Below are 16,885 nucleotides of genomic sequence, written 5' to 3' on the forward strand. Positions count from 1 at the left end.
AACACGGAAGCATGTTACGAGCATGTTTCCGTGCAAAACAAATCGAAAAACAATTTATTTTTTATTTAAAAGCAAAACAAAAATATGAGAAAAATTTATCATCTCCAACAGACTTGGAGGTATTGTCACCTTTCTTGCAAGTTTGATAAAATCCCTCTTACTATGAAATTATTAACTGTTTTACTGATTCTATCGGTGAATGTTGCTTTGGCATCCAGTTCGTATGCGCAGCAAGCAACATTATCTCTTGATATTAAAAACCAAAGAGTAGCCGATATTCTGGATGAAATTGAGAAGCAATCCGATTTTCATTTCTATTATAATAGTCGATTAGTTGATGTAGAGCGAAAAGTCTCTATAAAAGCAAATAAAAAAGCTGTACTTCCTATTTTAAGTGAAATATTCGCTGATTCTGATGTTGATTATAAAGTTTTGGATAAAGATGTAATCCTTACCGAAAAAGATAAATCAACGATCGGAAGTCAAAGCGTTACTCAACAACAAAATACTGTTTCCGGAGTGGTCAGAGATCAGGCGGGAGAAACGATACCGGGAGTAAGTGTCGCTCTGAAGGGCACTTCTGTAGGTACAATAACAGATGTCGACGGAGCATATTCTATTAATGTGCCCAATCAGGATGCGATACTGGTTTTTACTTTTATTGGCTATTTGAGGCAAGAAGAAGTAGTGGGTTCCAGAAAGACTCTGAACATATCCATGAAAGAGGATATAAAGGAAATGGATGAAGTAGTTGTTATCGGTTACGGTACAGTGAAAAGAGCAAATCTGGCAGGAGCCGTTTCAACAACAGATTCCAGAACTTTTCAATCGCGACCTGTTCAAAATGCAGCTAATGCCCTTCAGGGCGAAATGCCGGGACTTACAGTTATTCGTACAAGTGGAGCGCCGGGAAGTAGCCCGACTCTCCGCATACGTGATATGTCGTCTATCAACGGAGGCTCTCCATTAATATTGATTGACGGAGCCGAAGGCGATTTGAATATGATAAACGCAGCTGATATCGAAAATATATCGGTACTTAAAGACGGTACAGCCGCAATATACGGTGCGCGCGCAGCTGACGGTGTGATCTTGGTAACGACTAAAAATGCAAATAAAAATCAAAAACTGAAAGTTACACTCGACGCATTTTATTCTGTGAAGAAACCGGCTTTGTTGAAAAAGGCGGCCAGTCTTTACCAACATGCAGTTATGGGACTGGAAATTACAGATGGTTCTTTCCCTATAGAGTATACTCAGGACGAATTACAGCTGATACTTGATGGTAGCGACAAAGTACTTCCGACATCCAACTGGGGAAGATGGTCCGGATATCCTAAATTTTATAAAGATCAGGACTGGAATGATATTATGATAGGAAACGGCAACCTTCAGAACTACAATGTCAGCCTTTCGGGTGGTGGTGACAAGTACTCATATCTCATCTCTTTAGGACACCAAAACGAAGAAGGTTTACTTAAGTTTGGAACCGACAACGACAAGCGGTACTTTGTAAGAACGAAATCTAATATACAGATAGTTAAAAATTTAGATTATGATCTTAACCTGTCGTACGAAGCTAGCAGTAGAAATTACTCATCAGGTATTAGTGAAGGACAAAATATATGGGAATTAATATATAAAACCCGTAGCTGGGCTCCTTTGTATAATCCGGCAGGAAACTTTTATACATTCGAGGGCTTTGATAATCCCGCACAAGTGTTGGAAGATGGCGGACTATCGAATATAACAACCGGCAATTTTACGATAAACAACCAATTACGCTGGAAGGTTATAGATGGACTTAATCTGATCGGTCGTGCTGTTATTCGTAAGAATGATTCTGACAAATATTCTGCTATGAAAATGCTTTACAGTTATAATTGGGATGACGTAAACCATAGAACAGCAAGAAAACCGAATAGCGCCGAACGCAGTTACTCAAAGACTTTGTATAAAAACTTCACTTTATATGGAGAATACAAAAAAACATTTGGAAAACATGACCTTGGTGTTATGGTAGGAGCTGCAAATGAATCGTCCGACTTTGATAAATTCTGGGCTAAACGTATCAACTTCGATCAGCAGGAATCAATGCCTATAAATTTGGGGAGTCCTGAAGATCAGGATGCTTCGAGTGAAGGAAATGCATGGACTATCAATTCATTCTTTTCGAGGGTAAATTATGGATTTGCCAATAAATATATAATAGAAGGAACCTTGCGTGCCGATGGTTGTTCCCGATTCGATCCGGATTCCCGATGGGGTTATTTCCCCGGAGCAAGTGCAGTTTGGCGTGTTGGAGAAGAATCATTTATGAAAGATCTGAAACTTTTTGATGACTTGAAATTTAGAGCCTCTTATGGCGAAATGGGAAACCAGTCAGGAATAAGTTTTTATGATTATATCGAGCTGATCAATATAAGCAGAAGCTATTACCCGTTCGGTAACGGACAAAGAGGGCAAATGGCTCAACAATCCAATCTGGTTTCAAGTTCACGTACATGGGAGACGATCGCTTCAAAGAATCTGGGTATAGACTTCAGTGTTTTGGATAACAGATTATACGGATCGTTTGATTACTTCTGGAAAAAAAATAAAAACATGCTAATCCCTATAACCTATCCTTCTATGTTAGGAATTTCTGCTCCTGCAACAAATAGCGGAGAACTGAAAATTAACGGTTGGGAAGTTACGTTGGGTTGGAGAGATCAGATAGGCGACTTCAGTTATTCGGTAAGAGCCAATGTGAGTGATGCAAGAAACGAAGTATCTAAAAGAATCGGAAATTCGTTGATCGGACTTGGAATGAATCGTACTCCGGTAGGTTACCCTATGGACTCGTACTTCGGATATGTATTTGACGGGATTATCCAAAATGAACAACAGCTGAATGAATATAAATCTCGTTTTCCGAAAAATGATCTTGTACAAAGTAAAATAGCCGTAGGGGATGCGATGTATAAAGATTTGGATGGCGATGGTAATCTGACAGTTCTAGGTGACGGTACAGAAGGAGCAGGCGATATGGTTTATCTGGGAAATACCAATCCAAGATATAATTTCGGGCTCAATCTGAATGCAGAATATAAAGGATTCGACTTCGGAGCATTTATACAAGGAGTTGGAAAACGGACTATGTTTTTGGAAGGCGAAGCCAGTAAGCCTTTTGCTGCACCTTGGTATCAGTCGGCAGAGTACTGGTATGGAAAGACTTGGACTCCTGAAAGAACAGATGCTAAATATCCGGCGATAACTAATGATGGTAAAAAAGATTACAATTATTATGTATCTACCAATACGAAACACAATGTGGCCTATGTGCGCCTGAAAAACCTACAATTCGGTTATACTATTCCGAAGAAGCACCTTCAGAAGTTTAAACTTGAGAAGATCAGGGTATATTTCAGTGGTGAAGATCTCTTCGAAATTCACAATGCACCCGGCGGATGGGATCCGGAAGAAGGCGGTGGTTATGTGAGTTATCCATTTGCCCGTAACTATTCATTAGGTGTAAATATTGTTTTCTAATTTTTCCTAAAGTATATAAACATGAAAAAATATATATTAACAATTTCTACGATTATTGTCACTCTGTTGGCAATATCAAGTTGTCAGGACATTGATTTGTCTCCGAAAGATGATTTGACGGATACTCAGTTTTGGAAAACGCCCAACGATTATATGAAAGCTGTAAATCTTTTATATGACAGGATGGAAACATTCGGTACAAAAGATACCGACAGCGATATTGCTTACGGGCAGTTGGGAAATACGGTGAGTAATGGTACACTGGTAGCTCCCAACTCTGATGGAGATTGGGACGATCGCTTTGTAGATTTACGCAACTGTAATAAAATTATAGAAAAAAGTGAGTCATACAAAGGTAATTTCTCCGAAATAGAACGCTATGTAGCCGAAGCCCGCTTCTTTAGAGCTTATACTCATTGGCGATTGATGAAGAAATTTAATGATGTTCCTATTGTTACAAAAGTTTTGAGTACCGAATCAGCCGAACTGTATGGCAAAAGAGAATCACAGGCAAAGGTAGAAGATTTCATACTCTCGGAATTGGAGGAGATTTATTCTAAACTGCCATTACAAAGCAAACTTACAGCAGAAGAGAACGGACGTGTTACGCAAGGTGCTGCATTGGCTTTGAAAGCAAGAGTAGCTTTGTTTGCAGGTACGTGGGCTAAATACCATAAGCACAGAACCGATTATGAGCAATTGTTGGATCAGGCAATAACAGCCGCCGAGCTTGTAAGAAAAAGCAATGAGTATTCTCTATTCGAAAAAGCAGGAGATGAAAGCTATCGTCGTTTGTTTATTGAGGAGGGAGATAACGCACCCGAAGCTATATTGTCGAGTCGTTATTATAAAGATATCCGTATGCATTCGACAGCACATGGTGTTTACTGGGGGCAAAGAGGTACTCCTACAAAAAAACTTGCCGATATGTATCTGTGTAAAAGTACCGGCTTACCTATCGACAAGCTAGGTTCGGGATTTCAGGGTTATAAAAAAATGGCTGATGAGTTTGAAAATCGAGATCCACGTATGAGCCAGACATTCTTAATCCCCGGAACAACATATCTAAGCCCTCAGGATGGGCAGTTGGTGAGTGTCCCCCAATTCAATACACGACCTGAAACTCGTACCGGATATAAGCTTTGGAAATTTATGGGAGAAGAGAGAACGGGAGTAAACGATTCATCTTACGACTATCATATCATTCGCTATCCTGAAGTCTTACTTATTTTAGTAGAAGCAACCTACGAAAGAAATGGGTCTGTCAGTGATGATATGCTGAAAAATACGATTAATGTAATCCGTTCACGGTTGAGTGTCGAAATGCCTCCGTTAACCAATAAATTCGTGCAAGATAATGGGCTGAATATGCAAACAGAGATACGTAGAGAGCGTGCCGTAGAACTTGCATTCGAGGGATTCAGACGCGACGATATAAGACGTTGGAAAATTGGAGAAACTGAGTTGCCGGCAGCACTGAAAGGTATAAAATACAAAGGAACTGAATATGAAGATCTAAGTGTTTTGAATAAAGAGAATCCGGGTATAGTAGACGAAAATGGCTTTTTAATAATAGAAGCCGAAGCCAACCGCTTCTTCACTGCTCCGAAGCACTATTATTATTCATTACCATTAAATGAACTATTCCTTAATCCTAATCTGTTGCCGAATAATCCGGGGTGGTAATTTATATTCATTTTAATATAATGTGATGAGAAAAAAGATTATTAATGTTATAGTTGCAATACTTTTTGTATCCGGTGGCTTTACTCCATCTATACATGGGCAAGGCAATATAAAACCGGCACCCAAAGAGTTGATGGGTAATCGATTTCTGACGCTGAATACTGTGATTCGGGTAAATCAGATTGAAGTAACCAGAGATAAGAGCGTTGGAGAAGATGAACGTTCTATGCATACCCCCGAGCGCGTAGTGGCATTCAGAGAAGCTGTTTCGTCAGAATTTCCGGATGCCAGAATTACATGGTCGTTCAGTTGGTTAGCATTGCATGATAATTCTGATAATTATAAGAAGATTCGTGAATTGGTGGTTGGATATCATCATAAATATGGAGATGACATAACCTTTATTCCCGGAGCTTATTTCGCCAATGCTTATAATACCAGAGAACAGGTAAATAAAGATTTGCATGAAGGTTTAGCTAAGGTTAGCGAAATGGTCGGTGGTGGTTTTCGCCCTAAAAGTATAGTCGCCGGATTTTTGGCAGCCGAGAATCAGCAATACTTGGCCGAAAAGGAGGGTATTCATGTGTGTCAGGGAAATATATGGAGTCAGTTTTCTATCGATAATCAGGATGGAGATGGAGCAGTATCTTACCCTTTTTATCCATCGAAGGAGCATTTCTGTAAACCGGCACAAGGTAAGAGCGATTTTATCGATTGTGTAAATCTCGATGGATGGACAATGGACTTCCTATCTGCTCGCAGAGACGGATTTGCCGGAGGTTTTAATAGTCGTATGGGAGTTGGTCCGATCGAAACTATTCATGCCTACGGAAAGTTAGTTGGGCTTACAGAAATGATGTACACAACAGCCATGCACTACGATCGGGGATTTGAACTGAATGGCTTTGCATGGGTTACAAACTGTTGGGAATTGTCTCTTCCGTTTAGCGTAGCAGGACTAAGTGACTGGTTGAGTGAGATAAAAAGAAGTTGGCCCGATGTGAAATTTATCACACAAGGCGAATTCGGCTTGCTGTGGAGAGAACATTACAAGGAGAACTCCTTCAATTATCGTTTCGAACAAAAAGGCTCTGGCATTGGAGGTTCGGATGCCAATCTGAAAATACGTTGGTTTATGAATAAAGATTTCCGTTTGGCACTGACGAAAGACTGGCAAAAAAACAGAGCCGAAAATGTAATCGATTTTACCCGTTACGATTTGAAGGCAGAAGAGCCTGTGGAAATGACACGTAAATGGAGTCTGCTAGGTGAAATTAATCAAAAACAATCCCGTCCGCAAGACAGGCCTAAACCAATTGATAAACTTTCTCCTGAAGGAATTTTCTTAATTAAAAAACATTACCCATATTTGTTTTTCTAATTCAAGAAGCGATTTCTGAGATATAATAAATAATATTGACCGGTTATTTATGTTCCGATGTAAATGACCGGTTATTTTAAATATTAACCGCAATTTTCAACTAATCAATTATTACTATGAATTTATCAAAAATGATGTCTGCCGTACTGCTTTTATGCATAACATGCATAGGCTGTGCAGCTAATTCGAATAAAACGGAAGAGAAAGAGACATCGGACAGCCCGCGAATAATCAATATTATCAACTTTATTCGTCAGACGGATTATCGTGTTGAGAATGCTGACAGCCTTCTTTTCGAGACAGTACAAGAGCAATTGAAACTCCTGAACAAGTACAATTTGCCGGGAACATTCCTGTTGCAATACGACGCCTTAATCAATCCTCTATATCAGGATTTGCTTAAAAAAGAACTAAATGCTGATTCTGAAATTGGCGGTTGGTGGGAGATAACGCAGCCACATGTAGAAGCGGCCGGAATAAAATGGCGGGGCGAACACTCGTGGGTGTCTCATGCAAATATTGCTTTCACTACGGGATATAGTCCTCAGGAAAGAGAGAAACTAGTAGATGTGTATATGGCTAAGTTCAAAGAGATATTCGGAAAATACCCGACAGCCGTTGGCTCTTGGTTTATAGATTCCCATACGTTGGCCTATATGCACGATAAATATAAAATTGTAGCTTCATGTAATTGCAAAGACCAAATAGGAACTGACGGATATACGCTTTGGGGTGGTTATTGGAATCAGGCTTATTATCCGAGCAAATTGAATGCTTATATGCCTGCACAAACAGCCAAAAATCAAATTCCCGTTCCAATATTCCGTATGCTGGGTAGCGATCCTATCTATCAATACGATCAAGGCTTAGGTGGAAACAGACAAGGTGTTATATCGCTGGAACCTGTATATCGCGATTCGGGTATGGATAAAAACTGGGTCGAATATTTCTTAGAATCCATTGTGAATCAACCATCGCTTGCTTTCAATTATGCTCAGGCCGGACAAGAAAATTCTTTCACATGGAAAGGAATGCAAAAAGGTTTGGAAATGCAGATTCCTATATTCGATTCGTTAAGAAAATTGAATAAGATTAAGGTCGAAACTCTAACTCAATCAGGAACTTGGTTCAAAGAGCAATTTGATGTGACGCCGGCAACAGCCGTGACTACACTAACCGATATTCGCAACGAAGGGAATAAGTCGGTGTGGTTCAATAGCCGTTATTATCGTACCAATTTGCTATGGGAGGGTACATCGTTCCGATTCAGAGATATTCACCTCTTTGACGAAAAATTTGAATCTCAATACCTTAACAAAGCAGGAGAAGGCGGACAATTTTTCTATTTTACACTTCCTGTTGTCGATGGATTCATGTGGAGTACCAAAGATCAGAAATCAGGGTTGCGAATTATGCAATTAGAGAAAGATGGCACAAAGAAAGAGGTATTATTCAAAAGTCCTATCGTAACGGAATTGGCTAAGGATGTGCTGCAAGTAGAATGTGACGATGCCGGTGGAAATACCTTCAAAATTATATTTTATGAAAATCGGTTCGAAGTCTCTTGCAAACCATCATCAGCAGATTTCTCATGGGTACTTGAACTTACAGCTGCTCCTAGCGCAGAATTACCGTTTCAATCTATCGAAGGAAAACAGATTAAAGCAGAATTTCGTGGTTTTAAATATGGTATAACCTGTAAAGAAGGTAAGGCTGAAAAATCAGATAAAGTATCTGATTATGTTTTCAGGCTAATTCCTGCAAATAATAAATTAGTACTTGATTGTACGAACAGTTTATAAAAGAAAATGATATGTTAAAGAAAATAATTCTTTCTCTGATAATAGCGTTTATCTCTATGAATTTGCTGAATGCGGCAGAACCTGTTTTGCCGGTTATGGCTGCACCAATCACATTGAATGGCAACAGATTTGTAACTCTATGTATAATGATACGCACCACACCTTGGGAAGTATCGAGAGATGTGAAAATTCATCCACGTGATGAAGGGGACTGGCATACACTTGATGGAGTACGTTCATTAAGAGAGGCTTTTGCTAAAAACAATCCTGATGGGCGTCTGACATGGGGATTCACTATGAATGCCTTGGAAGATCAACGACAAAACTATAAGGAGATTCGCGACTATGTAGTAGAATGTCAGAAGAAATATGGCGATGAAGTGTCTTATTTTCCCGGCTATTTTCCGGCTATGTATTTGCCTCGCGAAAGGGTAAACAAAGAAATGTCGGAAGCAATACATATTATTTCTAAATTAGTTGGGAATGGTTATCGTCCGCAATCTATAATCGGTGGATTCTTATCGGCTGATAATTTGAAATATCTTGCGGAAAAAGAAAATATACATACCGCTCACGCAGTTATCTGGAGTCAGCATAATATCGATGGAGGAGGGGCAGATGGTTCACCGTCATATCCTTTCTATCCATCTACCGAGCATTTTTGTAAGCCTGCTCAAGGAAAGGCAGACTTCATCGATTGTGTGAATCTCGACGGGTGGACAATGGATTTCCTTTGTGCACGCCGCAGTGGGGCAACAGGTCATGGAATCGAAGGCTTTAATAGTCGTCGTGGAGTTGGTCCTATCGAAACATATAAAGGTTGGGGATTAGATTTAGGTCACCGTGAAGTAATGCACACGCAGTCCATTCATTTCGACAGAGGTTTTGAACTGAATGGCTTTGGATGGGTAACCAATATTTGGGAGGCGCAAATGGTACACGAATTCGGAAAAGAATTTATCTGCAAGGCTCTCGAAATGTGGGTAACTGATACGAAGAAACGTTGGCCCGATACTCATTTTCTGACCTTTGGCGAATTTGGAACAATCTGGAGAGAGCAAAACAAATCGAATGATGATTGGAATTACAGGTTCGAAGAGCGTGGATCGGGATTAGGAGACTCATATAATAATCTTGAAATCAAATGGTTTATGAATAAAGAGTTTCGATTGGCTTTATTGCGTGACTGGCACAGAAGAACGCCAATGCAGGTAATCGATTTCACCCGTTATGATCTTCCTGCAAAAGAGCCGGCAGACCCTACACCTCAAAAACCTGCTAAAGATTGGAGTTTGATGAACAGAATAAACCAAAAGGGATTGAGACCACAGGATACTCCGAGAGAACTTAAGGAACTGGATAAAGATGATCAGGATTTGATTCGGAAACATTATCCGGAATTATTTCAAGATTGAAAATAAAATCGACAGTACTTTTTCATATTTAGGTTAAGGTAATTGTATGTATCCGATTACACTGGAATACAATCGTCTTGTTCCGCTTCGAATGGTTAATTGAAGCGGAACTTTTTTGCGTTTGTTGATGACTGATTAAATTGTGCGGATTATTAGATGGCCTCTTTGTCATTTCGAACGTATGTGAGAAATTTGTTAAGTAAGAGGTTTAGTCGCAGGGATATCTCTCACTGCGTCTCGGGATAACAGAGAGTATATATAGGTCTGAGAAATAAAGATGCTTTCAATCTGATAGTTAAAAAAATAGCATTCGTCAGAAAATATTTTAAACAATAGCTATTTTGAATTTGTTGTAATATCAAATTTAACAATTACCGGAAAAAAACTTATGAGGAAAGACTATTTACATACTACAAAAGAATGGTATTCTATCGAAGCCGAAAGAGTTTTACAGAAGCTTGAGTCTGATAACACAAAAGGCCTGTCGCAGGACGAAGCTGTACAGCGTCTTAACCAATTTGGTGAGAATATACTTCCCGAAAAGAAAAAAGTGAGTAAACTTATTCGCTTCTTGAAACACTTTAATGATATACTGATCTATATTCTTTTCATTGCAGCTATTGTAACGGCACTATTGGGTCACTATGTCGATACTGTTGTTATTCTATTGGTTGCCGTGGTAAATGCTTCTATCGGCTATTTTCAGGAGAATAAAGCAGAGAAGGCATTGGAAGATATAAAGAAGATGCTGTCTCTTAAAGCGCAGGTGATTAGAAATGGTACACGTACCGAAATCGATGCTTCTCATTTAACCGTTGGTGATATTGTGTTGCTTGGACCCGGCGATAAAGTTCCGGGTGATTTACGGTTAATTAAAGCCGATAATCTACGAATAGAAGAGTCTCCGCTAACAGGTGAATCTGTTCCATCCGAAAAGAAAACAGAGGCCTTGCCGCTTGATACGATGCTTGGCGACCGTATCAATATGGCTTTCTCGAGTACCACTGTTAGTGCAGGTACAGGTGTCGGCGTGGTCGTAGCTATTGGGCAGGATACCGAGATTGGTAAGATCAATCAGATGATGTCGGATGTTGAAGAAATAACAACTCCGCTGCTTAAACAAACAGCTAAGTTTGGTAAGACTGTATCTATCGTAATTGTAGTGATTGCCGTTCTTATTTATATATTCGGTCACTTCTTCCGTCATTACGATTCTACTGAATTGCTGATGTCTGTTATCGGACTTGCGGTTGCAGCCATCCCCGAAGGTCTGCCGGCTATTCTTTCTATTATACTTGCCATTGGTGTACAGAATATGGCGAAACGAAATGCTATTGTGCGTACGTTACCATCTGTTGAAACGCTGGGTGCGGTATCGGTGATCTGTTCCGATAAAACAGGAACATTGACAAAGAACGAAATGACTGTGAAAACAGTAGAAATACGCGATGGTGATTTTATCGTTACAGGAACAGGATATGCGCCCACAGGCGATGTGTTAAATGGAGATCAGAAAGTAGATTTCAGAATGGAGCCTATTTTGCATGAGCTGATAAATTGTTTCAAAATATGTAATGAAGCATCGTTGGGTCAGGACGAAGAAGATCATTGGTTTGTGAAAGGTGACCCCACAGAAGGCGCTTTAATCACCCTATATGAAAAGGCAGATATAGAGCACATCCCTGTAGAACGTATCTCGACTATCCCGTTCGATTCGGAATATAAATATATGGCTACATTGATAGAGGGAGACAATCATAATATTATTTATATAAAAGGTGCTCCCGATCGTCTGCTCGATATGGCCGAAAAGGAGAAAACGAAAGCAGGAGAAAAAGACTTCGACCGTCACTATTGGGATGGTAAGATAATTGAGCTTGCCCAAAAAGGACAGCGTATAATAGGTGCTGCTTATAAGGTAATAGCCAAAAATATAACTACTATCGAGCACGAAGATATTCAGGATGGTATCGTATTTCTTGGTCTTGCAGGGATAATCGACCCTCCGCGCGAAGAAGCCATCGAAGCTATCAGATTGTGTACGGATGCTGGTATTACTGTCAAAATGATAACCGGTGACCATATAGATACAGCAAAAACTATCGGTCGCGAAATGGGTATCGGTGACGGTACAAAAGCGTTGCAGGGTAAAGACCTCGAAAATATGACCGATGCAGAGCTTGAAGTGGCTTCTCAGGAATACAATATATTTGCCCGTACAAGCCCCGAACATAAATTGAAACTGGTAAAGGCGCTCCAAGCCAGAGGTGTAATCTGTGCCATGACAGGTGATGGTGTAAACGATGCCCCTGCACTTAAGAAAGCCGATGTCGGGATAGCTATGGGTATTAAAGGTACGGAGGTAACTAAAGATGCTGCGGAAATGGTGTTGGCTGACGACAATTTCAGTACAATAGTTGCCGCTGTGGAAGAAGGGCGCAGGGTGTACGACAATCTTAAGAAAACAATTCTGTTTATATTGCCAACCAATGGTGCGGAAAGCTTCCTGATCATTGCCAGTATATTGTTCGGTACACTGATGCCACTGACACCGCTACAAATCTTGTGGGTTAATATGGTGACTTCTGTAACCGTATCGCTGGCTTTGGCATTCGAGAAGCTAGAAGCAGGTGCAATGAAACGTCCTCCACGTTCTCCGCAAACACCATTGCTTAGCGGTTACTTTATCTGGCGGATATTGTTTGTATCTGTTCTGATTGGTGGTGGAACCCTATGGATGAATATAAACCTGTTGGCAAATGGAGTAAGCGAAGAGATGGTGAGAACAATAACATTGCAGACTATTGTTATCTCTCAGATGTTCCACTTATTCAACAGCAGAAGTATTAGAGGTTTTGCATTCAACAAAGATTTCTTTGCAAACAAGGCTGTCTTTGTAGTGTCGGGTCTATTAATTCTTTTGCAATTGGGAATAACTTACCTGCCATTTATGAATAACGTATTTGGAACTACGCCATTAGCATTAGGCGACTGGGTATATCCGTTTATCCTCGGATTCGTTGTATTTGTAGTGGTTGAGATAGAGAAAGGCATAATGAGACAGATAGATAAGGCGAAGATAAAGTGATATTTCACACTCTCTGTCATCCCGAAACGCAGTGAGGGACCTGCTTCCCATCATGCACTACGGTAATAACGACAGATCCCTCACTGCGTCTCGGGATGACAGAACAGAATTGGATATGCTATAACAAGTTATAAAAAAAGGAGAAGCTAATTAATTAGCTTCTCTTTTTTTATGTGTATGATGTATTATTTACTTTTTCTCGTTCAGCATTTTTTCTAACCAAGCTATTTTCTCTTTTTCCAGCTCTAGCATACGTTCGTAAAGAGCGGCTTTTTCGTTAGCCAACTCGATAATTTTCTCTAATGGATTATATGTATTGTTGAAATCTTCAGAAACAGGATTTATATTACCTACAATACTACCGCTTTCGAATGTATTATTCTCAATATAGATGGCAGCAGGGTCTTCTTCCAGTTGTTTGATTATCTCTATAGGCACGGATAGGATAGAAGCCAGCTTTTGTAATGTCTCATCATCTATTGTTTCTTTTTGCTCAAGTCGTGCAACACTCGGCTGTGCCATATTCAGTACATCGGCTATCACTTCTTGTTTTAAGCCACGCGCTTCGCGCAGACGTTTTATATTGTGTCCGTGATGTATTTTCTTCATGTCTATATTGTCTGTTTCCATTCGTGCGAATATTTATAGTTTCAAAAGCAAATATACAAATCAAATTGATAGCGAAAGCATAAAATAATAACAATAATAGCTATTATTATTACTTACCTTGTTTAAATAATTATTCATGTAATTTGTATAATTATACGTGTTGTGCAAAGCCATTGTTCTGTATTATTTATTTTCTTTGTTATATCAAAAAGGAACAATCGCCCTTTTTTACTTACTTTTTTATAATATCGCCAAAGCTTATTATAGAGCTTGGTACCATTACCTGGAAATGGAAAAGCCCGATGATAAGTCGGGCTTTCACTTTATTAATTGTCATTCTTTTTACATCTTACCGAAAGATATACTTTCTTATTTCTATTGATATTATATGCTGCAGAACTTTCACTGTTTGTTACAAAGTCATGAGCACCTGAATTGTCAACCGGGCTGTTAGACCAGAATGAAGCTGTCCTGCCATAGCCCGTTGTTTCACCGTTTGAAGTAATGGTGGGGCTAGTATCCTTACTATAACTACTACCGGCCAATAAAATAGCAAAACCTCCCTGCTTTTTACTTTTAGAATATCCTTGAGTATTTAACTTATATCTGTCGTCTGACTGGATAGACGTATACGCGTTATCTACAAGTGCAAATGGTTCGCAGGGATCTTTTATAACCCTGCCTACAGGTATTAATCGGGAGTTGTTATCTCCCGGTAGCAGAATGGTGCCTCCGATATCAGCCATTTTACTATAGAGGGATGAGTTGGTTTGTAATTCATTGTGTAATAATATCCATTCCTTTTCCGATGGTAGATGCCATCCGTATGGACAAATACCTTGTCTGCGGGGACCTTCTGCATTATTTCCTGTTTCATTCGTAGTAGTATTTGCTTTAGAGTTTGTAGCAGCAGCCCAGTTGTATAACAAACCCAGCGATGGATTTGAAATAAACAGCGAAGAATTCTCTGGGTCGGTATTACCAACTTCAGCAGGGTAACCATATAGTGGTTTCACTAAGTCGGGACTGTAATCGGGTCCGGTAAGAATTGTTACAATGGCTTCGTCGGAACGGAGTGGATCATATCTTTTTGCACGAAGGTTTTCAAGCATCCATGTACCGGCTGTAGTACCGAATGAGCGATATAGGAATCTGTTGCCATCCTGATCGGTTCCAATAGAAACATCGGGAGACATTTCATCTGTTTTTTCACCCAAATATTGCCACAATTTGCCGTCCCATATATAAAGGCCTTCATATAGGCCTTCGGTGGGACATGGGTTTTCTTTGACATTAAAAACCATTAAGCCTGTGTACTCTAGTTCTTCGTTTGCGGCTACGCTGGGTATGTCTGCTTTTAGATCGGTGAGGGTTGTTAATTCTACTCGAGGCATAATTATTCCTTTTGTAGAGTTAGATTTACCGTCCGATCTGGAATCGGTGGTTTCAAATTCTTTTATCTGAAGTAGAGCCCCGGCAATGGGTGCTTCGGTGGAGCCAATAGTGACTTGTGCATTGGCTATAATACTAATGAAAATAAGTAGTAGAAATGCACCGTAAAGTTTTAAATTAATTTTTTGTAGTGTCATAGGTTTTGTTTTGAACTTTAGTTAGTACTTTTTGCATCTTACGGATATAGGGTTATCTTTCAGATTGTTTTGATGTTTAGCTTCGACTTTGTTTTTCCCGAAAAGCTGAAATTGTGGATATTATTCAGGTTTTTTACCCCGGAGAAGAATCTCCGATGCAGAAATGCTGTTTAGGCCTATGGTCGCTAGAACTCAGGGCGGAGGGAAAACGAGTATAGACACCATGAAAATGGAGTAAAGTTTTTTTTGGTCTTCTGATTGCGTCATAATACTTTATTTTAAAATGGTTAATTTCTAAGTCTTATGTTTATGCGCAAAAAGTAATAGTAGCTTTCTTGTGTAAAAAGTATTTATTGTTCAGTAAAGTTTATTATAAGATTCAGTATTCGAAATCGATGCATGTATGTTAATGGTGCATCTCGTAGCTTGTTTTTGGTGTTTAAAAAATTATAGCATCACTGTTTTTTTATTGCTCGGTTTTATCATACACTATTATAGTATTGAATTAATTAATTGTTTTTGGTTGTTGAAGAATATTTGCCTCGGAATACCCCCACTCTGAGTTATTAGTGTAGAGAATCGCTTTAGAGATTCAATCCAGTCTTTGTGGCATTGATGTATGTATCCATTCTGAGAATCGATAGTACCAATCGAATATAGGTTTATGACGGATAGTCCTACATCGCCTTCGAAGTGAGAATAAGATGCGTCAAAGTCAATATCAGATAGATATAATGAGATTCGATTGGTGGAATTGTAAATACCTGTCGCAGCAGTTAATTCGAGAGTAGATAATAATTGTAATAATTCGCTTTTCAGGATATTGATCTCTTCGGTAGTAATGAGATTGAGTTTGGAAAAATATTCTATTTCTCGGGCAAAAGATATAAATACATTTTTGTCGAAAATGAAATACGATTCAGGCATAAAATGTATTTCACTTATAAATCTTTGTTGTGTATCCAGAACTTTCTGTGGAATAATAAATTCAGAGAATGGCATAATATTCTCAATCGGTTGAGTTTGATACAGCCATCGGTATAATTTAAATTTGGATATTCCGGGAAAGGGTATTGAAAACGTATAAGGGATATATCTGCAAGCAGAAATAACTCTTGAGTTTTTGCTGCTTTTCATTTTTTTGAAAAGATTGGCATATGTATCTAATACTTCGCAATATTTTTCTGTCAGATTATTGGACTGTAGTAATCTTAAGCCAAAGACAGCCCTGTCCATATCTTTCATTCCTACAATGAAATCTAAGGATATACCTAAAGTTTTAGATATTACGGCAGCTTCTTCTAATGTAAATTGGACATGTCCTCTAAGTCTACGGTAAATGGCTTCTTTTCCCAAAGGTAGAATGTCAGAAAGTGCATTTGCAATATTTGCTTCCGGTGGTAGAATGTTTGCAAGCGCAGAGATCAGTTCCTTATTTATACTTTTTTTCATTAATTAAAATATCGTACTTAGTTTATCGAAAATTCAATGTTAATTTGATATCGTATTACTGTTTCATATGTTATTTTGAATCTTTTTTGTTAAACAAAGATATATTATGAGACTCTGCTTACGATTACTGTTACGGTGGATTCTGAATTGATATTATTTCTATTTAAACATACACTGTGTATGTGTAGTCTACAATAGAGTAAAATTGGGTGTTTTGTTTTGTTATTGGCTCTATTAGGGTGGTTAAATATTGGTGTGTTTCTTTTTTAGGGTATAGGTGTGCGTCTAACAGACTAAAACGCCTTTATTATAGCTTGATATCTTTTTTAGTG

The 16,885-nt window shown here is 39.0% G+C and carries 9 protein-coding genes; 6 read left to right on the top strand and 3 right to left on the bottom strand.

The window, feature by feature from the left end; genetic code table 11:
• Positions 1-162 precede the first annotated feature (162 nt).
• The 6 genes from G7Y56_RS04605 to G7Y56_RS04630 all read left to right on the top strand — a co-directional run bounded on the left by G7Y56_RS04605 (position 163) and on the right by G7Y56_RS04630 (position 12,903).
• Complete coding sequence (locus G7Y56_RS04605) at positions 163-3,531, top strand: TonB-dependent receptor (RefSeq protein ID WP_255498635.1); 3,369 nt, start codon at positions 163-165, stop codon at positions 3,529-3,531.
• 21 nt (positions 3,532-3,552) lie between these two features.
• On the top strand, positions 3,553-5,217 hold the full coding sequence (locus G7Y56_RS04610) for a RagB/SusD family nutrient uptake outer membrane protein (RefSeq protein WP_165041493.1): 1,665 nt from the start codon (positions 3,553-3,555) through the stop codon (positions 5,215-5,217).
• A 25-nt stretch (positions 5,218-5,242) separates the two neighbouring features.
• A complete protein-coding gene (locus tag G7Y56_RS04615) occupies positions 5,243-6,598 on the top strand; it encodes a DUF3863 domain-containing protein (RefSeq protein WP_165041495.1) in 1,356 nt (451 codons plus the stop codon).
• A gap of 116 nt (positions 6,599-6,714) precedes the next feature.
• Positions 6,715-8,400, top strand: a complete 1,686-nt coding sequence (locus tag G7Y56_RS04620) for a hypothetical protein (protein ID WP_165041497.1) — start codon at positions 6,715-6,717, stop codon at positions 8,398-8,400.
• An 11-nt stretch (positions 8,401-8,411) separates the two neighbouring features.
• The gene (locus tag G7Y56_RS04625; protein ID WP_255498636.1) at positions 8,412-9,815 is read left to right on the top strand and encodes a DUF3863 domain-containing protein; all 1,404 of its coding nucleotides are present in this window, start codon (positions 8,412-8,414) and stop codon (positions 9,813-9,815) included.
• A 388-nt stretch (positions 9,816-10,203) separates the two neighbouring features.
• Entirely contained in the window at positions 10,204-12,903 is a 2,700-nt protein-coding gene (locus tag G7Y56_RS04630) for a cation-transporting P-type ATPase (RefSeq protein ID WP_165041499.1), read from the top strand.
• A gap of 189 nt (positions 12,904-13,092) precedes the next feature.
• Here the strand turns inward: G7Y56_RS04630 and G7Y56_RS04635 are convergent, their stop codons facing one another.
• From G7Y56_RS04635 to G7Y56_RS04645, 3 genes are all read right to left on the bottom strand, one after another.
• Positions 13,093-13,533, bottom strand: coding sequence for a helix-turn-helix domain-containing protein (locus G7Y56_RS04635; protein WP_165041501.1), 441 nt, complete (start codon positions 13,531-13,533; stop codon positions 13,093-13,095).
• 305 nt (positions 13,534-13,838) lie between these two features.
• Complete coding sequence (locus tag G7Y56_RS04640; protein WP_165041503.1) at positions 13,839-15,101, bottom strand: FISUMP domain-containing protein; 1,263 nt, start codon at positions 15,099-15,101, stop codon at positions 13,839-13,841.
• Between the two features lie 492 nt (positions 15,102-15,593).
• Positions 15,594-16,553 (bottom strand): hypothetical protein, encoded by a 960-nt coding sequence (locus G7Y56_RS04645; RefSeq protein ID WP_165021248.1) that lies wholly within the window; start codon positions 16,551-16,553, stop codon positions 15,594-15,596.
• Positions 16,554-16,885: the final 332 nt, after the last annotated feature.

It is taken from the genome of Dysgonomonas sp. ZJ709 (assembly GCF_011039195.1).
Taxonomy (GTDB): Bacteria; Bacteroidota; Bacteroidia; order Bacteroidales; family Dysgonomonadaceae; genus Dysgonomonas.